Annotated in this window: 29 protein-coding genes and 1 pseudogene; 15 read left to right on the plus strand and 15 right to left on the minus strand. The window is 64.0% G+C overall.

Features of this window, described 5'->3' with window-relative positions; all coding sequences use genetic code 11:
- The first annotated feature begins 216 nt into the window (after nucleotides 1-216).
- Nucleotides 217-1,836, plus strand: coding sequence for an ABC transporter substrate-binding protein (locus tag B2W55_RS16895; RefSeq protein WP_024582496.1), 1,620 nt, complete (start codon nucleotides 217-219; stop codon nucleotides 1,834-1,836).
- Nucleotides 1,837-2,108: 272 nt separating this feature from the next.
- Nucleotides 2,109-2,396 (plus strand): PilZ domain-containing protein, encoded by a 288-nt coding sequence (locus B2W55_RS16900; RefSeq protein ID WP_043855753.1) that lies wholly within the window; start codon nucleotides 2,109-2,111, stop codon nucleotides 2,394-2,396.
- Between the two features lie 129 nt (nucleotides 2,397-2,525).
- On the opposite strand, the gene B2W55_RS16905 is transcribed toward B2W55_RS16900, so the two are convergent.
- A complete protein-coding gene (locus tag B2W55_RS16905; RefSeq protein ID WP_200894421.1) occupies nucleotides 2,526-3,419 on the minus strand; it encodes a PEP-CTERM sorting domain-containing protein in 894 nt (297 codons plus the stop codon).
- 62 nt (nucleotides 3,420-3,481) lie between these two features.
- Here B2W55_RS16905 and B2W55_RS16910 point away from each other — a divergent pair, with 62 nt between their 5' ends.
- The gene (locus tag B2W55_RS16910) at nucleotides 3,482-4,180 is read left to right on the plus strand and encodes a response regulator transcription factor (protein ID WP_291532253.1); all 699 of its coding nucleotides are present in this window, start codon (nucleotides 3,482-3,484) and stop codon (nucleotides 4,178-4,180) included.
- Nucleotides 4,099-5,991, plus strand: coding sequence for an ATP-binding response regulator (locus B2W55_RS16915; RefSeq protein ID WP_145987227.1), 1,893 nt, complete (start codon nucleotides 4,099-4,101; stop codon nucleotides 5,989-5,991). The genes B2W55_RS16910 and B2W55_RS16915 overlap by 82 nt, the downstream gene beginning before the upstream one ends.
- 433 nt (nucleotides 5,992-6,424) lie before the next feature.
- On the opposite strand, the gene B2W55_RS16920 is transcribed toward B2W55_RS16915, so the two are convergent.
- Together B2W55_RS16920 and B2W55_RS16925 are read right to left on the minus strand one after the other, a co-directional pair.
- Complete coding sequence (locus tag B2W55_RS16920) at nucleotides 6,425-7,003, minus strand: Fic/DOC family protein (RefSeq protein ID WP_024582491.1); 579 nt, start codon at nucleotides 7,001-7,003, stop codon at nucleotides 6,425-6,427.
- A 7-nt stretch (nucleotides 7,004-7,010) separates the two neighbouring features.
- Nucleotides 7,011-7,205: a hypothetical protein gene (locus tag B2W55_RS16925; protein WP_024582490.1), complete on the minus strand. Its 195-nt coding sequence runs from the start codon at nucleotides 7,203-7,205 to the stop codon at nucleotides 7,011-7,013.
- Between the two features lie 313 nt (nucleotides 7,206-7,518).
- On the opposite strand from B2W55_RS16925, the gene B2W55_RS16930 reads away from it, so the two are divergent.
- Complete coding sequence (locus B2W55_RS16930) at nucleotides 7,519-7,953, plus strand: hypothetical protein (RefSeq protein WP_024582489.1); 435 nt, start codon at nucleotides 7,519-7,521, stop codon at nucleotides 7,951-7,953.
- A 34-nt stretch (nucleotides 7,954-7,987) separates the two neighbouring features.
- Here the strand turns inward: B2W55_RS16930 and B2W55_RS16935 are convergent, their stop codons facing one another.
- Entirely contained in the window at nucleotides 7,988-9,190 is a 1,203-nt protein-coding gene (locus B2W55_RS16935) for an FAD-dependent monooxygenase (protein ID WP_024582488.1), read from the minus strand.
- Between the two features lie 7 nt (nucleotides 9,191-9,197).
- Complete coding sequence (locus B2W55_RS16940; protein ID WP_021077734.1) at nucleotides 9,198-9,443, minus strand: zinc-finger domain-containing protein; 246 nt, start codon at nucleotides 9,441-9,443, stop codon at nucleotides 9,198-9,200.
- A gap of 249 nt (nucleotides 9,444-9,692) precedes the next feature.
- Here B2W55_RS16940 and B2W55_RS16945 point away from each other — a divergent pair, with 249 nt between their 5' ends.
- Together B2W55_RS16945 and B2W55_RS16950 are read left to right on the plus strand one after the other, a co-directional pair.
- Nucleotides 9,693-10,826 (plus strand): hypothetical protein, encoded by a 1,134-nt coding sequence (locus tag B2W55_RS16945; protein ID WP_024582487.1) that lies wholly within the window; start codon nucleotides 9,693-9,695, stop codon nucleotides 10,824-10,826.
- Nucleotides 10,827-10,911: 85 nt separating this feature from the next.
- Nucleotides 10,912-11,664, plus strand: a complete 753-nt coding sequence (locus B2W55_RS16950) for an alpha/beta fold hydrolase (RefSeq protein ID WP_024582486.1) — start codon at nucleotides 10,912-10,914, stop codon at nucleotides 11,662-11,664.
- A gap of 3 nt (nucleotides 11,665-11,667) precedes the next feature.
- On the opposite strand, the pseudogene B2W55_RS16955 reads toward B2W55_RS16950, so the two are convergent.
- Nucleotides 11,668-13,050, minus strand: a pseudogene (locus tag B2W55_RS16955) (hypothetical protein); the annotation flags it as partial.
- 196 nt (nucleotides 13,051-13,246) lie between these two features.
- Here B2W55_RS16955 and cysE point away from each other — a divergent pair.
- Both cysE and B2W55_RS16965 read left to right on the plus strand, forming a co-directional pair.
- Nucleotides 13,247-14,074, plus strand: coding sequence for a serine O-acetyltransferase (gene cysE / locus B2W55_RS16960; protein WP_024582484.1), 828 nt, complete (start codon nucleotides 13,247-13,249; stop codon nucleotides 14,072-14,074).
- Nucleotides 14,075-14,256: 182 nt separating this feature from the next.
- Nucleotides 14,257-14,469 (plus strand): DUF3126 family protein, encoded by a 213-nt coding sequence (locus tag B2W55_RS16965; RefSeq protein ID WP_024582483.1) that lies wholly within the window; start codon nucleotides 14,257-14,259, stop codon nucleotides 14,467-14,469.
- Between the two features lie 57 nt (nucleotides 14,470-14,526).
- Here the strand turns inward: B2W55_RS16965 and B2W55_RS16970 are convergent, their stop codons facing one another.
- A complete protein-coding gene (locus B2W55_RS16970) occupies nucleotides 14,527-15,237 on the minus strand; it encodes a hypothetical protein (RefSeq protein WP_024582482.1) in 711 nt (236 codons plus the stop codon).
- Between the two features lie 220 nt (nucleotides 15,238-15,457).
- On the opposite strand from B2W55_RS16970, the gene B2W55_RS16975 reads away from it, so the two are divergent.
- Both B2W55_RS16975 and B2W55_RS16980 read left to right on the plus strand, forming a co-directional pair.
- Nucleotides 15,458-15,787, plus strand: a complete 330-nt coding sequence (locus tag B2W55_RS16975; RefSeq protein ID WP_024582481.1) for a DUF6949 family protein — start codon at nucleotides 15,458-15,460, stop codon at nucleotides 15,785-15,787.
- A gap of 90 nt (nucleotides 15,788-15,877) precedes the next feature.
- The gene (locus B2W55_RS16980) at nucleotides 15,878-16,408 is read left to right on the plus strand and encodes a gamma carbonic anhydrase family protein (protein ID WP_024582480.1); all 531 of its coding nucleotides are present in this window, start codon (nucleotides 15,878-15,880) and stop codon (nucleotides 16,406-16,408) included.
- Between the two features lie 4 nt (nucleotides 16,409-16,412).
- Here the strand turns inward: B2W55_RS16980 and B2W55_RS16985 are convergent, their stop codons facing one another.
- Nucleotides 16,413-16,649 carry a hypothetical protein gene (locus tag B2W55_RS16985; RefSeq protein ID WP_024582479.1) on the minus strand — a complete coding sequence of 79 codons (237 nt, stop codon included), beginning with the start codon at nucleotides 16,647-16,649 and terminating at the stop codon, nucleotides 16,413-16,415.
- Between the two features lie 86 nt (nucleotides 16,650-16,735).
- Between B2W55_RS16985 and B2W55_RS16990 the strand changes: the two genes are divergently transcribed.
- The 3 genes from B2W55_RS16990 (at nucleotide 16,736) to B2W55_RS17000 (ending at nucleotide 18,010) form a co-directional block, all read left to right on the plus strand.
- Nucleotides 16,736-17,029: a hypothetical protein gene (locus tag B2W55_RS16990; protein ID WP_029879428.1), complete on the plus strand. Its 294-nt coding sequence runs from the start codon at nucleotides 16,736-16,738 to the stop codon at nucleotides 17,027-17,029.
- Nucleotides 17,030-17,184: 155 nt separating this feature from the next.
- On the plus strand, nucleotides 17,185-17,661 hold the full coding sequence (locus B2W55_RS16995) for a hypothetical protein (protein WP_029879427.1): 477 nt from the start codon (nucleotides 17,185-17,187) through the stop codon (nucleotides 17,659-17,661).
- A 199-nt stretch (nucleotides 17,662-17,860) separates the two neighbouring features.
- Nucleotides 17,861-18,010 carry a hypothetical protein gene (locus B2W55_RS17000; RefSeq protein WP_160306785.1) on the plus strand — a complete coding sequence of 50 codons (150 nt, stop codon included), beginning with the start codon at nucleotides 17,861-17,863 and terminating at the stop codon, nucleotides 18,008-18,010.
- A 413-nt stretch (nucleotides 18,011-18,423) separates the two neighbouring features.
- On the opposite strand, the gene B2W55_RS17005 is transcribed toward B2W55_RS17000, so the two are convergent.
- The 3 genes from B2W55_RS17005 to B2W55_RS17015 form a co-directional block, all read right to left on the minus strand.
- On the minus strand, nucleotides 18,424-18,915 hold the full coding sequence (locus B2W55_RS17005) for a hypothetical protein (protein WP_024582476.1): 492 nt from the start codon (nucleotides 18,913-18,915) through the stop codon (nucleotides 18,424-18,426).
- Between the two features lie 148 nt (nucleotides 18,916-19,063).
- Complete coding sequence (gene fabA / locus B2W55_RS17010; RefSeq protein ID WP_371412478.1) at nucleotides 19,064-19,609, minus strand: bifunctional 3-hydroxydecanoyl-ACP dehydratase/trans-2-decenoyl-ACP isomerase; 546 nt, start codon at nucleotides 19,607-19,609, stop codon at nucleotides 19,064-19,066.
- Nucleotides 19,610-19,627: 18 nt separating this feature from the next.
- Nucleotides 19,628-20,257: a TetR/AcrR family transcriptional regulator gene (locus B2W55_RS17015; RefSeq protein WP_160306783.1), complete on the minus strand. Its 630-nt coding sequence runs from the start codon at nucleotides 20,255-20,257 to the stop codon at nucleotides 19,628-19,630.
- Between B2W55_RS17015 and B2W55_RS17020 the strand changes: the two genes are divergently transcribed.
- Nucleotides 20,256-20,768: a hypothetical protein gene (locus tag B2W55_RS17020; protein ID WP_244442245.1), complete on the plus strand. Its 513-nt coding sequence runs from the start codon at nucleotides 20,256-20,258 to the stop codon at nucleotides 20,766-20,768. The genes B2W55_RS17015 and B2W55_RS17020 overlap by 2 nt on opposite strands.
- 128 nt (nucleotides 20,769-20,896) lie before the next feature.
- Here the strand turns inward: B2W55_RS17020 and B2W55_RS17025 are convergent, their stop codons facing one another.
- The 4 genes from B2W55_RS17025 to B2W55_RS17040 form a co-directional block, all read right to left on the minus strand.
- The gene (locus B2W55_RS17025) at nucleotides 20,897-21,511 is read right to left on the minus strand and encodes a transglutaminase-like cysteine peptidase (RefSeq protein WP_024582472.1); all 615 of its coding nucleotides are present in this window, start codon (nucleotides 21,509-21,511) and stop codon (nucleotides 20,897-20,899) included.
- Nucleotides 21,512-21,844: 333 nt separating this feature from the next.
- Nucleotides 21,845-22,462: a PilZ domain-containing protein gene (locus B2W55_RS17030; protein ID WP_024582471.1), complete on the minus strand. Its 618-nt coding sequence runs from the start codon at nucleotides 22,460-22,462 to the stop codon at nucleotides 21,845-21,847.
- Between the two features lie 137 nt (nucleotides 22,463-22,599).
- Nucleotides 22,600-24,159 carry an FAD-dependent monooxygenase gene (locus tag B2W55_RS17035; protein WP_024582470.1) on the minus strand — a complete coding sequence of 520 codons (1,560 nt, stop codon included), beginning with the start codon at nucleotides 24,157-24,159 and terminating at the stop codon, nucleotides 22,600-22,602.
- 277 nt (nucleotides 24,160-24,436) lie between these two features.
- Nucleotides 24,437-25,372 carry an acyl-CoA desaturase gene (locus B2W55_RS17040; RefSeq protein WP_024582469.1) on the minus strand — a complete coding sequence of 312 codons (936 nt, stop codon included), beginning with the start codon at nucleotides 25,370-25,372 and terminating at the stop codon, nucleotides 24,437-24,439.
- Between the last annotated feature and the right edge of the window lie 67 nt (nucleotides 25,373-25,439).

The raw sequence follows: 25,439 nt of genomic DNA on the forward strand, positions 1-25,439 counted from the left end.
AAAGCTCAGGCGACGACTTTGTAAAGTCAAAATGCACCAGGCTTCTCGTTCATTCGTTCGTATACGTTTGATGCTGCCCGAAACCGATTGACGCGCTTTGCGCTTGGTGCAAGTCTCGATTTCACAAGCCATACAGCATGTTAGTTCGCCTAAATAACGAACCGCGTGCATAACGAATAAGCCGGCTTTGACCAGTTACACGTCAGGAGAGATTCCATGTTCCCTATCTCGCGTTGGAAGCGCCGCACGTTCGCGGCGGCGTTGACGGCGGTCGCGCTGTCGTTCGCGCCGCAGCAACTATCGTTTACGCAACAGGCCATGGCCGCGGACAAGACCATCACCGCGGTGATGCATTCGGATCTGCGCGTCATCGATCCGATCCTGACCACGGCCTACATCACGCGAGACCATGGTTACATGGTCTACGACACGCTGGTGGCGACCGACTCCAACTTCAAGATCCAGCCGCAGATGGCGGACTGGAAGGTGTCCGACGACAAGCTCACCTACACGTTCACGCTGCGCGACGGGCTGAAGTGGCACGACGGCACGCCGGTGACTGCCGAGGATTGCGTCGCTTCGCTGAAGCGCTGGGCCAAGGTCGACGGCATGGGCCAGAAGCTGATGGACTTCACGGCGAGCCTCGAGGCCACCGATGCGAAGACGATCACGCTGAAGCTGAAGGAGCCCTACGGCCTGGTGCTGGATTCGATCGGCAAGCCGTCGTCGCGTGTCGCCTTCATGATGCCGAAGCGACTGGCCGAAACGCCGCCGGACAAGCCGATTCCGGAGCAGATCGGCTCGGGCCCGTTCAAATTCGTCCAGGCGGAATTCCAGCCGGGCGTGAAGGCGGTCTACGTCAAGAACAAGGACTACGTGCCGCGCAAGGAGCCGGCGAGCTGGACCGCGGGCGGCAAGGTCGTGAAGGTCGACCGCGTCGAGTGGGTCACCATGGCCGATGCCCAGACCGCGATGAATGCGTTGCAGTCCGGCGACATCGATTTCCTGGAGAACCCGTCGTTCGACATGTTGCCGATCCTCGAAGGCGACAAGGACCTCAAGGTCGAGACGCTGAACAAGTTCGGCTTCCAGACGCTCGGCCGCATGAACTTCCTCTATCCGCCGTTCGACAACATCAAGGTTCGCCAGGCGGCGCTGATGGCGATCAACCAGAAGCAGGTGCTCGACGCGCTGGTCGGCAATCCCAAATATTACAAGACCTGCGTCGCCTTCTTCATCTGCGATACGCCGTTCGCGACCAATGTCGGCGGCGAGACGTTGTTGAAGGGCGGCGACATGGCTGCGGCCAAGAAGGCGCTCGCCGAGTCCGGCTATGACGGCACGCCGGTCGTCATCATGGCGCCCGGCGATGTCACCACGCTCAAGGCGCAGCCCGTCGTCGTCGCGCAGCAGCTGCGTGACGCCGGCTTCAAGGTCGACCTGCAGGCGACCGACTGGCAGACCGTCGTGACCCGCCGCGCCAGCCAGAAGCCTCCGAAGGACGGCGGCTGGAATATGTTCTTCACCAACTGGGTCAGCGCCGACGTCTCCAACCCGATCGCCAATCTCTCGATCGGCGGCCAGGGCAAGAATGGCGGATGGTTCGGCTGGGCCGACGATCCGAAGATCGAACAGCTGAAGGATGCCTTCGTCCGCGCGACGTCGCTCGACGATCAGAAGAAGATCGCGGCGGATATCCAGAAGGAGGCCTACGACCAGGTCATCTACATCCCGCTCGGTCAGTATCAGGGCCCGAGCGCGTGGCGGAAGTCGCTGTCCGGCGTGCTTGACGGCCCGGCGACGCCGATCTTCTGGAATATCGACAAGTCCGAATAGGCTTGCGGCTTCACGAACACGAATGGCCGGGCGTCGCCCCGGCCATTTTTCTTTGGCGACGTCGTTCGCCGGCCGCGCGATGAGGTCAGGTTGAATCGGCGTCGCCGGAGGACACGATGAGGTGATCTAGGCATCGCGATACCGCAAGTACCGCGCTCAGATCGCGGCGGCCTCCTGGCATGCCAACTCAATGAGGCCAGTCTTAAGGTTCTCGTTAGCATTGCGTCGTAACTTCACCGCAACTCAAGTACCTACCGTGACGTGACAGGGTCATGGCCGACGACCATCAAAGGCCCACATCAGCCAGCACACAACAGGCATTGCCGACCACCGATCGGCGTGCCGACGCTCGCCGCCGCGTCTTCAAGTCCGGCGCGATCGAGTTCGGCAGCACGACGATTCCCTGCACGGTCCGAAATCTCTCGCCCCATGGCGCCTGCATCGAAGTGAATTCGCCGCTGTGGTTTCCCGACCATTTCGACCTCGCCATCGACGGCGAGCGGCATGCGTGCCATGTAATCTGGAAGCGGGAGAGGCGGCTCGGACTGGGGTTCGCATAGGCGCCCGAGGCGTCCGTGCGCGTCCCCCAATCGGCGCCGGCAGCGAACGAGCCACATTCGTGCCGACGACACGGCAAAGCCGTGACCCCGCCGAATCCGGCGGGGCTTGTCTGACTTGCAGCGGCGATGTCAGTCGGCGGCGATGCCGATCGGCTGCCTGCGTCGTGCGGCAAGCAAACCGAGGCCGCACAGTCCGAGGATCATCATCGCCCAGGTAGAAGGCTCGGGAACGGCGCTGGTGACGTTGAACGAGTCGAACGAAGCCACTGAATCGAGTGCTACGCCGTCCCAGGGCTGACGGAGCGTGAACAGGCCGATCTCGGTGTAGGCCGTGGTGTTTGTTTCAGACCCCAGCGTCGTCCAGTTGATTCCGTTGCTGCTGTAAGCGGATGTGTAGACGTTCCCGACCTTGGAGACTTCGAGGTAGATCGTGCCGCTCGAATAGGCGTTCGAGCCGCCGGCGCCTTCGACGATGCTTCCGCCGCCATTGGGATAGAACGCTCGTTCGACAATTCGATTGAACTGAAGAGCGCTCGTGAACGGACTTGTCGTCGTCGCAAGCAGGATGCCCGCGCCCTGGTAGTTGTTGGTCGGGTTGAACGACAGCGATGTCGTGATCGTGTAGTTCGCGTTGGGATCGACGGATTGCAGGATGACGGGCGCATTGTAATTGCTGCCCGTGAATAGATCGGAGCCGCCATTCTGATAGGAGGCGGTGATCACCAGATGACCGGATCCGTCGAGGGCGACGCTCGACGCCGGGTTCGGAGATGTCACCGTCCAGCCGGGGTTGAGCGTTGTGCCGTTGAACTGGTCGGAAAACGGCGAGGCATCCGCCGCTGCGGCCCCGAGCAGCGTGGATGCCACGATCGCTCCAAATGTCCTGATGACAAAAATCTTCTTCACGACGAATATCTTCTTCATGAAAATGTCTCCCACCATGATTGAATATCGGGGCCGTGCCCGTTGCTTCCGCATCGGGTTTGCAATTGAGAGTCGCCGGCAGCCGCGCTGAGCCTGCAATGCAGTGCCAACGTCCGCAGAAAAAATTACGAGAATAGGATCGGGTTAATTTCGAATTTAATTTGAATAATCGGTGCATTGACGTCAACCTACCGAAAACAGCAGGTATCGACTTCAAGCGTCGGAGATGCAGGCGAGCGCCGACGTCGACCCCGGGATGTTCCATGCCCACGATACTCTTCGTCGACGATCATCCAATCTATCGCGATGGCTTGCAGCGCCTGCTCGCGGAGATCGAGCCGGGTCTGACGGTCTGTACGGCCTCGGGATACGCGGCAGCGCTCGAACTGCTCAATGACAATCGCGATATCGACTTCGTCCTTGCCGATCGGCGGCTGTCCGACGGAGACGGCATCTCGCTGTTGCAGGACGTGCGCCGGCAGTGGCCGGACGTTGCCATTGGATTGCTTTGCGCCGACCTGACGCCGGAGGTTGCGATCAAGATGAGGCAGTTGGGCGGAGTTGCGTGCCTGTCAAAGGAGCGCAGCGCGAATTCGCTCCAGGACGCCATCGGCAGGATCTTCGATGGTCAGATCGTGTTCGACCTCGAGGCGCAATCCGCTCCGCTCGACGTCCTGCCCGCGCGGCAATGGGAAGTCGTGACGCTCGCGCGCGACGGTCAAAGCGACAAGCAGATCGCCGATCGACTAAAGATCTCAGAGAATACGGTGAGGATGCATTGGCGACAGATCTTCATTCGTCTCGACGCGAACAATCGAACGGCGGCAGTCGCGAAAGCGATCCAGAGCGGTCTGATCTGACCTACCAATTTCGGCGCAGCGACCATCGCGACGAGATCGGCTACGGTCGCATCAGGGCGCTCTACCGCGCGCACACCAGCAGGCGCTTCGTCGTGGGGTCCTCCACGCTTGGAGCGGTCCTCATCATCGGCCTGTGCGTTTTGTTCGTCGGTGTCGATAGCGGGCAGCGGCCGCTATTGTGGTTATCGGCCGTTGCGGCTTCCGACGCCTTCCTCACGACGCTGGACCGGCTGTTCCATTCGCGCAATCCGCCCGACGCGGAGTTGCTTGGGTGGGGCTGGGCGCGGGCCATTGCGTCGGGTGCGCGCGGCGCGGCGTGGGGATTGGGCCCGATCCTGCTCTACAAGCAGGCGACGATCGCTTCCGTCATGATCCCGTTCTGGGGCTTGATCAGCCTGCTCGCCGCTTCCGCTTACACCGCCGGCCCTTTCTTCCCAGGCCTGGTGGCGACCGTCGTGTGCGGTGTTGCCCCGCCTTCGATATGGTTGGCGCTTCAACCGGAACCGGCAGCGCACCTTGCTGCATTGCTGTTGGCGCTGTCGGTGCCCTTCATCTGCTTCGTCGGTGCGGTCGGCCGGCGCAACAGCGAACGCTCGATCGCGGGGCAGCTCGAACTTGCAGCGATACTGGATCTGCAGAAGCAGCAGACCAGGCTGGTCTCCGATACGCTCGCGGAGAGGACGCGCTTCTTCACGGCGGCAGGGCATGACCTCCGGCAGCCGTTGCAGGCCCTGGAGTTCTACGCATCGATCGCCTCGACGAAGCTGCGGGACTCTCGCGCCGATCCCGAACTGACCCAGATCGTCGACCGGGTGGAAGACTGCGTCGACAATCTGAACCGCCAGTTCAACGCGATCCTCGGCGTGGCGGGGATCGAAGCCGCGATCGCGAACTCGAAATCGATCGCCACACCGCTTCAGGCCGCGTTCGAGCGTTCGGCCATGGCGGCCTACCCGGAGGCCGAACTCAAGAACCTTCAACTGACGGTGATGCCGACCGCGATCTGGGTCAGCGTCGACCCCGCGCTGCTCCAGAGGGTCTTGAGCAACCTGCTCTCCAATGCGGTCAAGTTCACGTCCCGTGGCCGGATATTGCTGGGTGCGCGGCGCAGGGGAGCTGTTGCCGACATCTGGGTGCTGGATACCGGCCCGGGAATTCCCGAGGCCCACCACGACGATATCTTCAAGGAATATTATCAGATCCACAACAAGGAGCGGGCGCCGGAACACGGCTTTGGCCTCGGCCTTGCGATCGTGCGCAGGATCTGCGCGGGACTGCATTGGCCGCTTCAGGTCGGGTCGACCGTCGGTCGCGGCTCCAGTTTCCGGCTGACGGTTGCCATTGCCGCCGCCGCCAGTGCGGCGGACGAGGGCGGTGAAGTTCGTGTCTCGTCGTCCGGCCAGTCCTCGCATGTCGTCATCGTCGACGACGACGACTTCATTTGCGACTCGCTTGAACGATTGCTGCGAAGCTGGGGCTGGTCGGCAATGTCCTGCCGATCGGCCGAGCAGGCGATCGATTGCCTGCGCGCAAGCGACGACCCGCGCGCGGTGATCCTGCTGGTCGATTACCGGCTCGGCGGCCAGGACGATGGCCTCGCCGTGATCGACCGCATTCGTGTGGAGTTCGGCGCCGCGATCAGAGCGGTGCTGATGACCGGCGACATTGACAGTACCGTCTTGTCGGACGGAGCGAAGGCCCTTGGAATCCCCGTCCTGCGCAAGCCGATCAAGCCGATCCGGCTACGGGCGGTGCTGACGCCAATGGCTGATACGTCTTTGATGCCGGAAAGCAGCGACCTCACGCGATGATGCGATCCCGGCGTATCCATGTTGACCGCGCGACATGGCAGTCGCGTGCGTGGTGCGGGCGGCCGGACTCGAACCGGCACAGGCCTTGCGGCCCCACGGATTTTCGTACCACTTCGGCTTTCGCCGCCGCCGTTCCGGCGTTCGTGGTCTGGACTATCCCTTCACCCTGGCGATGTCCGCTGTAGGTGCTGCCCGTCTAGTCTCTACACCTTCCTCCTGGCGGAGGCTTGGCTCGGGATTGCCAGTGAAGGTTTCCCCGACTTTGAGCAGTTCTGCACCGAGGGTTTCCCCAAGGGCACTCAATGGTTTAAGTCCGATGCGTCTACCAGTTCCGCCACGCCCGCATCAGTCCATCTATAAGGCGCAAACGGCGTTCCAGCAAAGGGAATACGGTCCAATTCATCTACCGCTCTATCAGCCAGCAAAGATTGATCTAATCGATGAGGCGCCGTAATTCCCGGATGAGCTGGCCGTTGTCGCCGTGAAAGCTCCTGATCATGGCCCGCAGGAAATTGGCGGGATTTAGCCGTTCCAGATGCAGAGGATGGCCGGCCTTCGCTCCGATAAGAGCCATGAAGGCGAGCTGGGCCCGCCCATTGCCATCACGAAATGCGTGAATGGCGTTGAGCATACTCAGGAACTCAGCTGCCTGGATGGCGAAGTCATCCGCGGAGAGGTCGCGGAGATACTGATCGCGCCGAAGCTTGGCGAAGGTTTGCTTCAGCTGGCCATCAATGTATTCGGGATAGCAGAACGCGTTTCCCTCCCTGCTCATCCGCAGAGTGCGGTTCTTGCCGGCCCAGGCGTAGACATCTTGGAAGAGGTGATGATGGACGGCCCGGTAATGCCGGACACTAAGCAGGCCAGTCGGCATCGGTTCATCGAACCGTTGGGCTGTGATGGCGGTCTCGAACCGGGTGAGCGCGGCCTGACTTTTCAGGTTTCTGAGGTTCTTGAGGACCTTGGTGCCGGGATAACAGTAGTGGTCGTCGACGGCATCATACGGCGGCACGAGAGCGCTATTTTCCGTATTTCTTAACGATCGCGTATCGGCGGGCCTCGGCTGAAGCCGCGGTCTTGTCGAAGCTCTTGAAGGTCGCTTTCATCTCACGAGACATTCGGATGCCTTCAACGGCGCTTATCTTCTCGAAGCCTTTGCGGCCTATGATCAAGCCCTTGCTCTTCGTTCGCGGTGTTTTGTTGATCTTCGACATAGCTGAATCATAACATGAACAACACTGTATTTGAACGGCAATTCGTCTCAGTTGTCGTAGGCGTGGTTGCGGAGACGCCTCTTTGCCGCGGCGGCGCTGGCTCATCCTTGCGGTTCTCACCACTTCCTTCCTGGGGCTTCTTTTTACCGATGTGAATGGCGCTGGCGTCCGACACGTCCCTGAAGTGGCCCGCAATTCCATTTGCCTTGAGCTCGCCGCATTGGGATAAGCAGCCGCCGCCGCGATTGGGCCTCAATCCGGACACCGGCGGCTGCTTTAGCCAATCTCAACACTGTCGGACTAAGAACGCTGAATGTTTGTTCGTCTCCCACGCCGCCCGAAGCTGTCGCGCGCGGCCGCCGTCATTGTGCTGCTCGCTTCCGCTGCGGCCGTTTCCGGCTGTGCACAGATCGGCGACAGCATGCCGTCGGCATTCGCCGATCCCGCCAGATACGACCTCTATGATTGCAAGCAGCTCCAGACCGAGCGCACGGGCCTCGCGGCCCGCGCGACGGATCAGGAAAAGCTGATGGCCAAGGCGCAGACCGGCGTGGGCGGTACCGTGGTCTCCGAGATGGTCTATCGCAACGAACTGATCTCGATCCACGCCCAGCAGAAGCTCGCGGAAGAGGCCTGGCGCAAGAACAAGTGCCATGAAGCCCCGCCGGATACTCCCGCGGCCGCAACACCCGCCGCGCCTTCGCCGGCCGCGAAGGGCCCGCGGGCGCCGCGGGGGCTCGTTCACTAACGGTCCTGGCTGGTGACCTCGCTTGAGGTGGTTCTCAAGCCCGCCAGTCGTAGATCCAGTCCTGCCGCGCCAGCATGCGTTGTGGACCGATGGCGCGGATCGCGAGATCGCGCGCAATCGCCGCCGGTCCGCTCAAATGATAGATGCGGCCCTGCTGCCGCGCCATGCGCTGCACCTTCAGCACGCGTCCGCGCCGCATCCGTGCGTAGCGCTTGAGCGCGGCGGGAATGCCCGCGGTGCTCTCCCCTGTGCTGTCGCCCAACGCCTTCGCGAGCACGACAGCGTCCTCGATCGCCATCCCGGCGCCCTGTGCGGCAAATGGCAACATCGCGTGCGCCGCGTCGCCGATCAACGTCACCGCGCCTTCGCTCCAGCGGCCGAGGTCGGGCAGGGTGAACAGCGCCCATTTGCGCCAGCCGTCGACCGCGCCGATCAGCATCCGCGCCGTCGCGGGCCAGCGCGCGGTGGCGAATGCGGCCTCGATCTCGTCGACGTCGCCGGGCGCGCTCCAGCCCGGCTGGTTCCAGCTGCCCGACACGATCGCGACCACGTTGATCTGACGCCCAGACGAGATCGGATAGGCCACGAGATGGGCGTCCGGCCCCATCCAGAGTTGGACGCGCGGAGTGGTGTATTCAGGCGGCAGGGCGGTTGCGTCCAGCGTGCCGCGCCAGGCGATCAGGCCGGAGAACTGCGGCTGTACATCCGGAAACAAATGTCCGCGCACCGACGACCAGATACCGTCGGCGCCGATCAGCGCAGCCGCCAATTCCTCCTGCCGTGAATTGCCGCGGCGCTGCACGACGGTCAGGCCGTTGGCGTGCTTGGTCACGTCCTCGAATTGGCAGCCGAGCCGCAGGTCGATATCGGGATGGTCGTTGACCGCGGCCTGCAACGCGGCCTGCAGATCGGCACGATGGATCACCCAATAGGGTGCGCCGGCGCGGAACTCGGCGGCCTGGCCGAGCGGCATCCGTGCGATCTCGCCGCCGGCCCGCGTGCTCACGATGGTAACGGATTCAGGCGTCACCGCGCGTCGCGCAAGTGCGTCCTTGAGCCCGAGCTCGACCAGGATGCGGCTGGCATTGGGCGAGAGCTGGATGCCGGCGCCGGCTTCCTCGAGCCGTTCCGCCTTCTCCAGCACGACGACACGAAAGCCCTGCGCCGCCAAGGTCAGCGATGCCGTCAGTCCTGCGATCCCGGCGCCTGCAACGATGACGGTTCGCGTCAGCGCCACGGAGCGCTCAGGCGACCTTGTCTTTCAGCACGCATTCCGGCGGCCGCGCTTCGCCGGCCGCGAGGTCGGGCGCGAAGCGATACAGCGTCGAGCAGTATGGGCAGATGATCTCGTTGTCGTTGCCGAGGTCGAGGAACACATGCGGATGGTCGAACGGCGGGTTGGCGCCCACGCACATGAACTCCTGCGACCCGATCTCGATCACCGAGACACCGGCATCGTTATGGAAGTGCGGGACGACGTGGTCGGACATATTCTCACCTTGGTGGCAACGACGGGCAGACGCAATCAACAGCATGCGGCATCGCGAAATGCCGCGCACCATACTGGCGGGAACAGTTGATTCCTAGAGCCCCGATGGCTCATCTGCTCATGCAAATTCGACACAATCTTGTCGTCCCAGAGAAGCCCTTCTTTGGTCGGACCCGGTGTGTCGCAAAAACGGCACACTATTTCCAAGGCGAATTGAACAAGGCGAATTAAACTTGAGGTTTCCAGTGCGATGAACCGGGTGCGCCTCAGCCTTGCGGTGGCCGGCGTGGCAGCGAGCGCAGCCATCGGTGCGGCGATCTGGCCGCATGCCCATGAGGCGGGCAGGGTGCTTGCCGCGCGCGACGATCCCGCTGCATTGGCCGACATCAGGCTCAATTCCGTGCTGCGCAACAAACCAGCGTTGATCTCTGACAATATCGAGGCGGCACTGGCCTCGGGGGATGCCGACCTCGCGGCGAGCTTTGTCGCGCTCGCTGGCGAGAAGAATATCGCACTCAGTGACGACCTCACAAAGCGCGTCGATGATGCGCGCGCCGAGCAGTCGTCCGCGACGCATTTTGCCAAAGGGTTCGCCACTGGCTTCGTGACCGGCAATGCCGACGATGTCGCAAGCCTGTCCGGCACGGTTGCGGGCGACCTGTTCGTGTTCGGTGACGTCAGGGATGTCGTGCGCGAGGGCAAGCATCTCGCGATGGGCGAGGATGCCGACCAGCTGGTGCTCGGCCTTGCGGCCGCGGGGCTCGCCGTCACTGCGGCGACCTACGTCTCGGTCGGCGGTGCCGGACCGCTGCGTGCCGGGTTGACGCTGGTCAAGGATACACGCAAGGCGGGACGGCTGAGCGAGGGCATGATCGAATGGGCCGGACGCTCGACCCGTGAGGTCGTCGACCAGCCGGCGTTGCGCGAGGCGGTCGCGTCCGGCTCGGTGCTTCGGCCCGCTGAAACCGCAACCGCGATCCGCGCGGCATTCCGTGCCGAGAAAGCCGGCGCGCTGGTGCGCGTCGCCAAGGATGTCGGACGCGTGGGCGAAGCAGCCGGCATGCGTGCGGCGCGCGACACGCTGAAGGTCGCGGAGAACCCGCAGGAGATCGCGCGCGCGGCGCGCATCGCCGAGGTGAAAGGCGGTCAGACCCGCGCGATCCTGAAACTGCTTGGCCGCGGTGCCTTGCTGCTAGTGGCCGGCGCGTTCAATCTCACGATGTGGCTGTTCGGCGCGCTGCTCGCGCTGTTCGGCTTTCTGTCCTCGATCAAGGCCAGCGCCGAACGGACGACGGCGTGGTGGCTGAGACGCAGCAAGGCGCTCCGCCTGAGGCGGCAGATGGCCACCCAGGCTGCGCTGGCGAGCTTGCCCGCCCAGGGCTAAGCTTGCGGTCGCCGGTCGACCGCCAATCGCAAATCCCAAGTACTAAAATCGCAAGTACTGAAATCCCAAAAAGACGGAATGCAGGATGCCGAGTTTCCATCACGGCGATGTTGAAATTGCCTATATCGACGAAGGCGCGGGCGAGCCGATCGTGCTCGTGCACGGCTTTGCCTCGAGCAAGAACGTCAACTGGATCTATCCGACCTGGGTGTCGGAGCTCGTCAAGGCCGGCCGGCGCGTCATCGCGCTCGACAATCGTGGCCACGGCGAATCCGCCAAGCTCTACGACGCCGCGCAGTACGAGATCGCGATCATGGCAAGCGACGTGATCGCGCTGATGGATCATCTCGGAATCGCGCGCGCCGACATCATGGGCTATTCGCTGGGCTCCCGGATGACGGCGATCCTGGCGCGCGAACATTCCGACCGGGTGCGCTCGGCGATCCTGGGCGGCATCGGCATCGGGCTGATCGAGGGCGGCGGCCCCGGCGAGGCCGTTGCGCGCGCGCTGGAGGCGGCCTCGCTCGAGGATGTCACCGATCCGGTCGGCCGCACCTTCCGTGCCTTTGCCGACCAGACCCGCTCCGACCGCCGCGCACTCGCCGCCTGCCTGCGCGGCTCGCGCCGGCTGATGACGCGCGAGGAGGCCGCCGGCATCGGCGTGCCGGTTCTGATCGCGGTCGGCAGCAAGGACGAGATCGCGGGCTCGGCCTCAGCGCTGGGCCGGATCATTCCGGGCGCGGAGCTGCTCGACATTCCGAACCGAGACCACATGCGGGCGGTCGGCGACAAGGTCTACAAGACCGGGGTCGTCGACTTCCTGTCGCGGCGGAAGTAGTTCGTCGTCGCTCTCGTCATCCCTGGCCAAGGCGCGCGCGGCCGCGATCAGCACCACGAAGGTCGCGATCCACACCATGCGCGCGCCGTAACGGTCATGCGGTCCGGAGATCACGCCGCAGACCACAGCGTTGCCGAGCAAGGCCAGCGTGACGGTGCCTGCCAGCAAAGTTAGATCGTCGAGCCGCCGCTGCCACAGCCCGCGGCCGAACAGCATCACGACCAGCAGCATCGAGGCCAGCGCCACCGGGACGTGGATGCGGTTGATCGCGGTGAAGTCCAGATGCCACTTCTGTTGCTGCGCCGCGCGCATCGGCGCGACCTGGGCGGGAATGTAGCGCTCGATGATCCCATAGGTATGCGGAAGCCAGCCGCTGCTGCCTTCGCCGGTCGCGACATGCATCAACTGGTCGACGGTCGCGGTCAGCGCCGCCTTGGCTTGCCATCCGGGATACTCGGCCAGCGAACGCTTCACGATATAGCCCATCTCGTCGTCGAGGCCCTGGAAGCGGCCGAGCGTGTTGAACATGCTGTGGCCCCACAGGAAGTCGTCGGCGGTCGGTGGCAGCTCGTCGCGATACGGGCACAGCTTCAGGTTCTCTTTCGCGCAGTGGTCGCGCAGATATTGCGCGACGATGCCATCTTGCAGCATCCGGCCGAAGGCGACACCAATGCCGCCCGGCGTCCAGGCCAGCGATCCCGAGAGCGCGAAGTTCGCCGCCAGCAGCATCGCGGCGCCGGTGACGATGGTCAGGCTGCCCTGCGCGAGGCCGGCAATTGGGATCCGTCGGCCGAGCCATGGACGCAGCATCCAGCCGACGCAACACAGGCCGAGCAGCACCCCCAGCGTCGCGCTGTGCGTGGCGGCCGAAAACGCGATGAACGCAAACAGCACGGCCTTCTCAAGCGTTGAGACCCGTTCGCCGCACACAATGAGGATGAACAGCGCGAGCACCGAGAGGCCGGCAAAGATGTCGGTCAGCAGCATGCTGGCGAGCCAGGGCAGGGCGGTGGTTGCGATCAGCGCGAGGCTGATCGCCATCAGCCGGACCGGCCGGGCGAGGCCGAGTACACGGAGTGTCAGTTGCAGGATCCACAGCGTCGCCAAGGTCTGGATGCCGAGGTCGAGCCAGAAGCCCGACGTCTCGCCGGCGTGCAGGTAGATGCCGAATACCGTGGACCGGCTCGGCACGAGGTAGCCCTCGTACCAGCGCGCCAGATAGCCGCCGGTATCCCATTGGAGCAGCGGGTAGCCGTTCCAGAAGGCAGGGGCGAGCAGGAGCAGGGGGATCGCGATGGTGGCGATCCAGACCGACCGTGCATCGGTCAGGCGGGCGCGTAACGTCTGGGTATTGATGATGTTTCCCCCTTGATCGGGGCCGACCATGCCCAAAACCACACTGGGAACGAAATCCGCCAATAGTTGCAGAAGCACGGCTTGATTTCGGCGAAATCCGGACCAACTCCCCTAGACGCCGGCCCGGGGGTGTTCGGCCGGGGTTTACCGTACCTGGCCTTCCCGGGACGCGCCGGGTCCACCGTGCTATAACGCACGTCAGAACAACCGAATTGCGAGAGCAGCTATGGCAGTTCATCACGTCAATCCGCAGGGGGGCAAGCTCGCGGCGCTCGATCCGATCTGGGATCGAATCCGCGGCGAAGCGGAAGACATCCTGCGGCGCGAGCCGGAACTCGCATCCTTCATCTATGCGACCGTGCTGCATCACGAGCGCCTCGAGGATTCCGTGGTGCATCGGATTGCCGAGCGGCTCGATCACGCCGCGCTGTCGGGCGACCTGATCCGCCAGACCTATGGCGAGGCGCTGCGCGATGACCCCGACATCGGCAATGCGTTCCGCGCCGACCTCGTCGCCGTCTATGACCGCGATCCCGCGACCTCGCGCTTCATCGATCCCTTGCTCTACTTCAAGGGCTTTCACGCGTTGCAGACCCATCGTCTGGCGCACTGGCTGTATCAGAAGGGACGCAAGGATTTCGCGTTCTATTTGCAGAGCCGCTCCTCGGCGGTGTTCCAGACCGACATCAATCCGGCTGCGAAGATCGGCCGTGGCATCTTCCTCGATCACGCCACCGGTTTCGTCTGCGGCGAGACCGCGGTCATCGACGACGATGTCTCGATCCTGCATGGCGTCACGCTCGGCGGCACCGGCAAGGAGAATGAGGATCGCCATCCGAAGATCCGCCACGGCGTGCTGATCGGCGCCGGCGCCAAGATCCTCGGCAATATCGAGATCGGTCATTGCGCGCGCATCGCGGCGGGCTCGGTCGTGGTCAAGCCCGTGCCGCACAACGTCACGGTCGCGGGCGTCCCGGCGAAAATCGTCGGCGAAGCCGGCTGCGCCGAGCCGTCGCGCACCATGGACCAGATGCTCAACGCGATCGGTCTTTGATTTCATTCGCTTTCTGATCGCGGAACGTTTTTGAGCGAAGCGGACGCCGGTTCGCGCTGAGAAAACACGCCGAACAATCGTGTGCGCAACATCACATCGCCAAAGCCTGAAAAGGCTCTGGCGATCTTGGTCGTCTCGTCCTAAAACTCCCCCGAAAATCATCGACCCGATTGGAGACGGCAGTGGACGTTCAGGAAGTCAGGAAGCTCGACGCGTATCTGAAGCGCGTGTTCAGCAATCCCAAGATCCGCGTGGTGCCGCGGCCCAAGAAGGACGACTCCGCCGAAGTCTATATCGGCGAGGAGTTCATCGGCGTGCTGTTCGTCGACGACGAGGACGATGATCGCTCGTTCCAGTTCCAGATGGCCATCCTGGAAGAAGACCTGAGCGAGTAAGGCTGAACAGCCCCTGCTTGTTAATTCGTCACCGCGATGCTCGTGGTGACGAACAAGCTAGCCCTTCGCGCTGTGCATCTGCGCGGAGAGGCGGTTCATCGCCGAGGCGATGTCGCGCCATTGCGTGAGCCAGTCGCGCGGAAAGCGGAAGGTCAGGTCGGCGCCCTCGATGCGCTGCTCACTCAGGCACATGCCGGGCGTCGAGGTATCGCGCGTGCAGCGCGCGACCAGTTGCGGCTCGCTCGCGGTGACCAGGTCCTCGCCGCCATAGGGCGTGTTGTCGCGGAACGCGCGCGTCGTCAGGCCATCGTCGGTATTGGCGCGCTCGTCGAGATAGCGCGGATAGATCGTGCGCAGCCGCAGCTCCGGCGCGAGTGAATCGTGATGCGCGGCGATCGAGACGAAGATCCTGTCGATCGGCTGCACCTTGTCCTCGATCGTGTCGGCACTGTAGTGCTTCGGCGCCGCGGGCGCTTGCAGCGACGGGTAGAGGAAGCTCAGGTCGACGCGCTCCTGCGGCCCGGAATGGCGCTGGATCTTCATCCGCACGGCCATGGGCGGCACGTTGAACAGCGTGCCGCCCACGCTCACCGGCAGCCGCGACGGATCGCTCGGCGGAATGGTCGTGTAGGTCGGCCACAACAGATAGGCGACGAGCATCACCGCGCCGGCCGCGATGACCGCGGACAGGATGATCGGAACGAGATGCGCGCGCGGGTTGCGGCGGGTGTCGCGGGCGAGATGCTGGGCCGTCGAGAGGAGCGTCATGAGCGAGGCATGGATCAGATCTGGGGTTACCGAATCACCCGACGAATATGCCATGCGGTGAGGAATTTCCGTACGATTCCAATGGAATCCGCGGCTGATGGGCCATGCGTAAGCGGCGTGCCGGGCGTGGCCGGTTAACCTTTTCTTAAGGATGATGTGGCGGCCAGCCGCCAATTCTGCGAAGCAAGGGTGAGTGGCCTGTTGCGTAGCGGAAGTTCCGATGTCACCCGATACCCTCAATTCCCTGTTCTCGCTTTGCATCGGCTTCGCGTTCGCGGGCGCACTGGCCAGCGGCTACCAGGCGATGGCGGCGCGCCCGGCCGGGTTCGGCCTGTTGCAAGAGGGCGTCGCGCCGAAGACCTTCGCCGCGGTCCCGTTCCTCGTCTTCGCGGCCCCCTTCATCATCATGCGCAACACGTTGCGCGGCGCGCGCATCGAGCGTCGCCGCTTCGAATTCGTGATGATGGCGACCGTGATCTCCGGCTTCTGGAGCCTGATGTCGGGCACCTTCTTCATGATGACGCTGCGCGCCGCCGGCGTGCTCGCCTGATCGGCGCACGATCCGCATCGGATCGCGGTCCCGCTTGCTTGAAACCACGCCGGCCGCTGTGTCATGGTCGCCTTCGATAAGGAGACCTTCATGGCGATCTACGAACTCGACGGGCAGGGGCCCGATCTTCCCGCTGACGGCAGCTACTTCATCGCCGACAATGCTGTCGTGATCGGCAAGGTGCGGCTCAAATCCGCGACGAGCGTCTGGTTCGGCGCCGTGCTGCGCGGCGACAATGAGTGGATCGAGGTCGGCGAGGGCTCCAACGTCCAGGACAATTCCACCCTGCATGTCGATCCCGGCTTTCCCCTGACCATCGGCAAGAACGTCACCATCGGCCACAACGCGATCGTGCACGGCTGCACGCTGGAAGACGGCGTGTTGATCGGGATGGGATCGATCGTGATGAACGGCGCGCGCATCAGGCGCGGCAGCGTCGTCGGCGCCGGCTCCGTCATCACCGAGGGCAAGGAGTTTCCGGAAAATTCCCTGATCATCGGCGCGCCGGCGCGCGCGGTGCGCACGCTGGACGCCGCGCAGGCGGAGGCGTTGTCGCGGCCGGCCAAGGCCTACGCGATCAGGGGTCCGCAGTATAAGGCCGGACTGAAGAAGATCGGCTGAATTCTCAGCGCCTGCGGCCCTGCTTGCGTGCGGCCTTCGGCGCTGCACGCGGCGGCTTTGCTGCATCTTGAAGCCTGGCGCTCTTGCGCAGCGCATCCTTCAGGTCGATCGGAATACCGTGCTTCTTGAGCAGGTCGGCGAAAGCCTCGTCCGCGAGCTCCTGCAAGCTCGCCATCCGGTCGCGTCCCAGCTGCTTCAGCTTGTCGAACGTATCGTCGTCGAACTCGATCAGCTTGCGCAAATTGCATTGCTCCCAAACTGTATTGCTCGAACGCGCGCTGGAACCGGCGTTCTGCGGACTCGTTGACGTCCGCAAGGAGAATTTCCATGCGCAAATTATCCGCTACCGCTGCACTCGCGACAATCGCCATTCTGCTGGCGCCTGCGGTTACCTACGGCCAAGGCACCGGCAGCCCTTCGTCAGTCAGCCCGATATCGCCGCAAGTCACCTCATCGCCGGGCACCAACAGCGCCGGGACCGCGCAATCGTCGGGGCGGCTGAACAGCGGCGAGGGCGTCACCACCGGTGCGGCGGCGGCGACCGAAGGCGTCGACAAGGCCATCGCCGACGAGAACAGGACGGTCGACCGTCGGATGAAAGGCATCTGCCGCGGCTGTTAACTTTTGACTTCTGCGCCCTCGATGAACGTGGGTCGCGCAGAAGTGAGCGCGGCATAGGCGCGCGGAGGAAGTCGCGATCCTACATTGGGTTAGCATGCGCGGGACGCGGCGGAGGAGGCTTGAAAAGGAAAGCCTTGGAAAAGGAGTAACGGGTGATGTTGCGTAAAACGATGATTGCCTTGCTGGCGACGGCTTCGGTCGGCCTGCTCACGGTCGACACTGCGTCGGCACGCGGCGGATTCGGTGGCGGCGGCTTCCATGGTGGCGGCGGTTTCCACGGTGGTGGCGGCTTTCATGGCGGCGCTTTCCGCGCCATGGGCGGGGGCGGTGGTTTCCGGTCGGCCGCGATCGGCGGCGGTTGGCACGGCGGTGGCTGGCATGGTGGAGGCTGGCACGGCGGCTATTACCGGCGCGGCTGGGGCTATCCGTTTGCCGCGGCAGCGATCGGCTTCGGGCTCGGCTACGGCGCCTACGATTACTACGACAGCTACTACAACAATCCCTATTACGCCGGTTACGGCTACGACGACGGCTATGGTTATGGCTACGGTGACGGCGGTTGCTACGTCGTGCGCCGCGCGGTGTTGACGCCGTATGGCCGGCAGGTCCGGCCCGTGCAGGTTTGCAACTGAGCCATCCGCTGAAGCATGGCCGATCCATTGGATCGCCATGCTGATGTCCTGGAATCGTCGCGCGGCCCCGGCGTTCTGCTTGCCGGGGCCGCGGCCGTTGGTACGCCGCTTGCTTCGTGTTGCGACAGCAGTTTGTGCGTGAACACGTCACGGCAGAAGAGCCGGCTGCGATTGGAGCCGGCCTCAGAGGATAGCGAACATGTTGACCATTCCTGATCTGACATTGCTGTTCATGGTGGTTGTTTCAGGCCTCGCCGTTGCGTTGATCTGCATGCTGCACGAACTCGAACCGAAGCTTGCAAGGCTGCGGCTGAGAGGCGATCGCAGCGTGCGCGGTCGCGACGAATAGCTCCGCGGCCGGTAAGCGGACTGGATCCAGCGTCGGGGTGTGGGAGCGGGGGCTGCCGGCCTTGCCGAACAAGCCCGGCCGCCGTCGTGCCCTCCGGGCAAGCCGAAACCACGGGTTGGAAAATCGGCCCTAAAAAAACAAGGCCGTCGACGTAGTATACCGTCAACGACCTTGCCAGCCCCGGATATTGAAATCGGCTCACGCCATCCGGTCACATGAAGATGACTCGGATTCGAAGTCCGATATGTGAACCAGTTCACAAAGTCCGGATTAATTCACGCTAACGGGCACTCCAGCGCGGTCGAACCAACGGTACTGGAATGCGAAAGTTCCGCGTTAGATGCTGATCTTGCTCGGGATTTGGCGCAATTGTATGGCCGTGCCGACGCTCGGTGCCAGCCTTGCGGAGGCCATCAGCCGCGGGAGCCGTGGCGCTTCCGGTTGGCGCTGCGGGTTGCCTTCGAGCGCGTGCGCGGGGCCGGTTCGGCCGCCGGCTCGTTGGCCTGCGCGCTGGCCAGGGATTGGCGCAGACCCTCGACCTGCTCGGTCAGTGCGGCGACCTGATCGGAGAGCTTCTTGGCGTCGGCCTGCTGCGCGGCGAACTGCTTGCGCATGGTCTGCAACTGATCCTGCACCACCTGCAACTGGTCGATCGATTCCTGCTGGGTCTCCTCGATCCCCTTGGTCTTTTCCACCAAGGCCTCGGAGACCTGCGCGGTACGGGCCTGCAACTGGCGGGCTGCGACCATCCGGTCGGTCTCAGGCGCATTGCCGGTGAAAGCGCGCCACAGCGCGATCGAGCCGATCCCGAACAGCACGAGCACCAGCGCCACCACGCCGATCGCGATCGGCTGCACGCCAATCAGGTTGCGGGCTTGGGAATTCCGGGGAGCAAGTTCGACCATGCGACCAGAACCGGACATCATTGGAAAGGTTCCGAATACCACAACCCCGGCGCGGGCAAAACCCGGGCGGTTCAAGCAGGTGACGCCTGGATCGGTCGAATTCGCCGCAAATGCAAAGGGCTTTTGCGGCACGACGGCAACGCCGGGCTCAACTCTTGGGCGCGATCAGGCCGACCCTCATGTCCTTCGCGAGGTAGACACAGGCGCCGTCGGCAAGCACGCGGCCATCGGCGACGCCCAGCACCAGGCGGCCGCGCCTGACCTGGCGGATGTCGACCTCGTAGCGGACCAGCCGGACGTCGCGCGTGATGTGCCCCCGGAATTTGACCTCGCCGACCCCGAGCGCACGGCCTTTGCCTGGTGAGCCCGACCAGCCCAGCCAGAAGCCGATGATCTGCCACATCGCATCGAGGCCAAGGCAGCCGGGCATCACGGGATCGCCGGCAAAGTGGCAGGCGAAGAACCAATGCTCCGGCACGATGTCCAGTTCGCCGGCGACATGGCCCTTGCCGAAAGCGCCGCCGTCCAGGTTGATCGCGGTGATCCGGTCCATCATCAGCATCGGCGGTGCCGGCAATTGCGCGTTGCCTGGCCCGAAATAGCCGCCTTCGCTCGAACGCAGCAGATCCGGCTTGCCGTAGGACGATTGCGGCGTGTGAAAATCGTGCGGGTTGAACAAGATGGCCACCGACATTGGGGTTAAGGGTGAACCTTAGGCTCGGCCTCGGCGCGCGGCCTTTGGCGTTACGATTTGCGATCCGGCGGGCAGGCGCAATGCAGCGGCCATGAAGGCCCAGATCTCGTCGGTCAGCTTGGCGGGATCGGGGCGCCGTTCGCCCGTGAGCGCGCCGATCAGCGCCTGGCGGATGCCGCCGATCATCAGCGCGATGGTGAGATGAGGGTCGATGTCGCCGGGCACGATCCGGTCGCGCTGGGCCGCCTGAAGCATGCGGGCACCGGCGGCCAGCTGGCGGCTGGTGAAGGCGGTCTCGACATCGAGCACCTCGGACGCGCGGCTCAGCGGTCCGATGACCAGCGGGGCGAACGGGTGGTCGTAGTGAAACGCGACGTAGGCGCCGACCCGCTGCTTTTCCCGGTCGGACCAGCTCCGGGCCGAGAATTTGGCGCCGCCGAACGCCGCCTCGTCGAGGCGTTCATAGAAGTCATCGACCACGGCGGCGATCAGACCGGCCTTCGATCCGAAATGGTGGTAGGCGAGCCCGACCGAGACCTGCGCCCGCCTGGCGACGGCCTGCATCTCGAGATGCCCATGGCCTGCGATGAGCTCGTCCTGCGCCGCCGAGAGCAGCCGTTGCCGTGTCCCCTGGCTGGTCGCGTCCATGGCCCGCTCGATCATTGAACTGAATTCAATTCAAGCGCGACGGTGCTACGATGTCAAGCCGTGGCGCGGGACGGCGGGGCGGAGCGGCGAAAGGCATGCGATGGCATATGCGATCAAGACCGAGATCCGCGATCTGAAAGCGAAGGCCTTCACCTTCGCCGCGCAGAAGACCATGTACGGCGGCAAGCGCATCGCCACGGGCGACACCGTCTTCGTGTTCGCGAGCGAGAACGAGGGCGGCAAAGGCCTGATCGCGCGCGCGGTCGTGACGTCGGCCGAGCCGGTGGCGCGGAAGGCTGGTGTCGCGCGGCAAACGCCGCGAGTCAGCATCGCAGTGCGGCGCGTCGCGCTCGCGAAGCAGAAGTTGGGGCGCGACCAGCTCAAGCGCTTCAAGGATTGGGACGACGGCCGGCCGGAGACCGAACTCAATTTCAAGTTCTACCGGCAGGCTACCAACAAGATCGTCGGCATCACGGACGAGACAGCGGTTTTTCTCGAAGGTCTGTTCTGATCATCGGCCTTTCGCGTCCCCAAAAAGGTTGCGGCCAGGCTTGGGGGAGCCTGGCCGCGCGCGAACCGGTCTGGGACGGGGAGGGGTGGGGATGTGACCGGGTCGCGAACTCGATTCCTTGTTGCCGCTCAGCGCGAGCTTGCGGTTGAAACTGCGGGGCGGTTGTCGCCGAGCGAGACCCACACGTTGGGATCGCTCTGCGATTGCCGCTTGACGAAGCGGTAGCCGGTCTCCGTCCAGGCGACGATGCTCTCGTTCTGGTTATCGAGCACGAACTCGCCCTTGTCGGTCTTCACCGTCAGCACCGCGTGGCCTTCGCCCTTCTTGTCGCGCACCACCGTGATCAACAGCGCCTCGCGGGGCCAGCCGGCGTCCATCAACATCTTGCGCTTCAGGAGCACGTAGTCCTCGCAGTCGCCGTAGCCGTCGGTCGGCAACGACCATTTCTCGATCACGCCCCAATGATCCATGTCGGTCATCGGCTTGACGGTCTCGTTGACCCACTTGTTGACCCGAACGAGGTCGCGCCAAGCGGTCTGCGACAACACGATGTCGCGTGGTTGCGTCGCGCCGCCGCGGCACTCGGCCGGATTGTCGGCGCAGAATTCGACCCAGCCGATCGGCGAACGCGTAACATCGCCCAGGCTGGCATAGACCACGTCGCCGGCCTTGGCCGACACGCACGTCGCAAACAGAATGGCGGCAACCGCCAAACCTTTCCCCTGTCCCCTGAACCCAAACATCGTGGCCCCCGTTCTTCTTGTTGGGACCACATGTCGCACAAAGCTTTTGCGCCGCCGCTAAGTACGCAAAGTAGATTTGACGCGAATACTGGTAAAACCTGCGGCGAATTCGAACTGTACTTGAATCGAATTCGCGTAAAATTTGAAACAACTGCAATTGATTCAAATTTTATGCATTAACGCGGCAAGCGCTGCGCCAGCGTGGTTTGTTGCGGCAAACCCGTCCGCCGTTAACCGCCGATTTCACCGGACCAAATGCGCCGAAGGCGGCCACCGGTGCACCGGTGGCCGCCTTCGCGCGCTGAAAATGGGGGTATTGAGCCGCTTTTCGCTTTACCTCGCGGTAACGCTCTCTTCGAGCGTTTCCGCGGACTGCTCGTGGACGAACTCGAGCGCGAAGCCTTCTTCGAGATTTCGCACCACGCGGGCCTGCACCTTGCCGAGCATCACGAGCGACTTCAGCGGCGGCCGGTTCTCCGCGGCGATCGCCGCACCGGACAAGGAAAGGTCGATGATGCGGCAGGTCATCCGCGTGCCGTCTTCCTGGGTGAGCAGGGCGATCGGGTTGCGCGGCACGATACGGTCGTGGCGGCGGTCCTCGGGCAGGTTGAGGATGTCGCGATTGGCGAGCCAGGTGAGCTGGGCGGCGAGCTTGTCACGCTTGCGGGCGGTGGCGCCGATCGTCATCGCGAAGCCGTTGTCGATGATGCGGGTGATCCGTCCCTCGACCCGGCCGATGTGGTCGAGATAGGCGATCACGCGGTCGCCGACATTGCCGATGCCGGGCGCCAGCAGCGCGAGCCCTCCCGGGGACATGTTGATAATCTGGCAGGGAAACTCGCGCCGGTCGGGCAGCATGTAGCGGCCGAGCAGGTGCACCTTGACGCGCTGGAAGCGCCGGCGCTCCTCGGCAACAGGGACGACGGTAGTTTTCTTCTGTGCAAACGACATCACGACAACCCGGCCACCGTCCATTCGGAGCCCCGATGACCCTAAAGCTGATAGGGTTAACGGGGCGTTACGGTTGTGAGATAGGGACCCGGACACGGAGCGCTCAGCGAAATTCACATGCGCCGTAGCCAGGGGTGTTAGGACTCATATGCTGCGTCAGGTTCTCCGAACCATCGCGCCGCGGCTTGAGCAGTCTCCTTCAGATCCGGCTCGATGTCTGTGGCCCAAGCCACAAACCCGTCGGGACGCACCAGCACCGCGGTCAAGCCCAGCCGATCCTTGGCGTCGCTTGCGACATAGCTGATCCGGCTCCGCCAGCGATCGGCAATCGCTCGCAATGACCGGCGTGGGTCAAAGTCGAGCAACAGGCCGCACCCATCGCTGAGCAGATCGCCGAGTCTCGTCCCGCAGCGGAGCTCGAAATCGGGAGCGCTGCGGCCCACCAGCGGATGGCTGCCGCCAAGATCGTAACGCTGCGAAATGCCCCACAGCCGCTCGGCAAAATAAGTCGCGCCGTCGGGTGTGTCGATGAGATCGCGGATGATGGCCTCGAGCGCGCGCGAACTCCGGCTTGGCCGCATCAACGCGACCTGGGCGCGCGACCAATCGAGAATCTGCGCTCCGATTGGATGCCGTTCACTGCAATAGCTGTCGAGCAGGTCGGCCGGCGCGTCACCGCGGATCGTGGCGGCCAGCTTCCAGCCGAGGTTGAGCGCATCGCCAAGTCCGAGGTTGAGGCCCTGGCCGCCCAGCGGCGAATGGATGTGCGCGGCGTCGCCGGCGAGCAGCACGCGCCCGCGGCGGTAGTCCGTCGCCTGGCAGGCGCGATCCGTCCAGGTGGTCGCAAGCCTGAGCGCGGTCAGGGTGACGTCGGTGCCGGAGATGTGGCGCAGCATCGCCTGGACATGCTCGCGCGTGATCGGCTGGGTGCGGTGGAAGGCGCCGCCGTCGAACGCGACCATCGCGATCGTGCCGGGCCGTGCGTAGGTGTACATGCCTGTCGCCGTGTAGTGGCGGCCGGGGCGGAGCTGGTCCGGATCGGTCAGCTCGACGTCGACCGAGTAGCCGGTGAACTCGGGATCGGTGCCGACGAAGGCAAATCCGCCAGCCTTGCGCACCGTGCTGCGGCCGCCATCGCAACCGACCAGCCAGCGTCCGTGGAACGTCTCGCCATCGGCGCGAACGGCCACGCCGTCATCCGACTGATCGAACGCTTCGACGGCAAGGCCGCGCCTGATCTCGACGCCCATGGCGGTTGCGCGCGTGGCCAGGACGGTTTCGAGCGTTTCCATGTCGATCGCCATGCTGGTGCCGGCCGGACCTGGCAGGCGATACCGCCACTTCGAGCTGTCGACGGTGTCGTGGTAGAACTGGATGCCCGCGAAATGGCCCGCCGGTTGGCGCTGCGGTTGCTGGCGATGCGCGTCATGCGACGCGCCGCGGTGCGCGCCATCTTTGGCGCGCTGAAGTGCCGCGATGTCGTCCAGCATGCCGCGGCGGTAGAGCGCCTCGATGGTGGGTGATGAAAGTCCGCGCATGCCGAATGGCAGCCGCTTCAATGGCGACCTCGGGTCCGCGGCCTGCTCCAGCACCAACACCGAGACTCTTGCCAGCCGCAGCTCGCAGGCAAGCAACAGGCCGACGGGGCCGCCACCTGCAATCACGACATCATGGGAAACGGGGTGAGAGTTGTGCATGAACTGCTCCTCTGTCGGTGTTCGACCGGAGCGGTTCGTCGGGTTGAGAACCACACGGACGAACAATGGACGCACTGAAGGCGTCCGGTGTTCGTCGTGGGGATCTCATGCACGAGGCAGGAGACCAGAGCATTCGTTTCCGAAGGACTGCACTTTTGAAAGCAGTTCGTCCACGAAAGGACTTGGGCTTACCAAACCAAGTCTGCCTTTTCCGACGGGGAGCCGTATAGCGGCGTGGCGCCAGATATGCAACCGTCGTGCGGGCAGTTGGCCGCTGCTATGTCGCGGCGACCGTGTCGGCATTGCCCCCGCCATCGACGCGGCGTGCACCCGGGCGCGGCGCAAGATCGTCCGGTGTCTTGATGTTGGTTGCCAGCCCGGCTGCCTCGAACGCCTTGATCAGCCACCAGCCGAGATCGATCTGGCCCGGCAGCAGGCCAAGCTTCGCCGAGCCCGGATAGGCATGGTGATTGTTGTGCCAGCTCTCGCCCATGCTGATCAGCCCGGCGATGCCGACATTGTAGCCCTGGGCCGCGACGCCTTCGACGATCCAGGTCTGGCTGCCCTGGCGATGCGAGTAGTGGCCGATCAGCCAGTGGCCGGTGACGCAGACGCTGACGCGCACACAAATGCCCCAGACCAGCCAGCTCCATGATCCCAGCGAAAAGAGCAGCAGCGCCCATGGCAGTTGTTGCCATATCCAGGTCCGCTCGACCAAGGCGTAGAAGCGATCAGCGGCGAGCCGCGGTTCGAGCTGGAATGCCGGCGGATGTTTGAGCACGAGCGTGCAGTGCAGCTGCCACCAGGCATCGCGCCAGAAGCCGGCGCGGTGGCAGGAATAGTCGTGACACATGGACTGGCGCTGTGCCCAGTCGCGGAAATCGTGCAGTCGCACCATGCCGTAGGGACCGGCCATTCCAACCAGCGTGCCGAGATAGACGCAGAGCCGCTCGAGCCACAACGGACAGTCGAAGCTCGCATGGATCAGCCGCCGGTGCATGCCGACCGAATGCCCGAAGCACAGCGTGATCGCGCTGGTCACGATGAACAGCGCGAACGCACTCCAGGAGAATGTGAGCGGCCCAAACACGATTGCAACGGCGGTCATGCTGCTGAGCCACAATGACTTGGCGGGAGCCCAGCGCACGCGCCCATCCAGCGGATCGGTGCTGGCATCCGTGAAGATTCGTTCGGAGCCGGGTTGCAGACTCATTCCTTCGCCTGAGGTTGTACCGCAGGGTGGGACCGGGCGCCCATCGCTGTCAATCCGTCAGGAAGAT

Origin of the sequence: Bradyrhizobium sp. UBA2491, assembly GCF_002341725.1 — a bacterium.
In the GTDB taxonomy this organism is placed as follows: Bacteria; Pseudomonadota; Alphaproteobacteria; order Rhizobiales; family Xanthobacteraceae; genus Bradyrhizobium.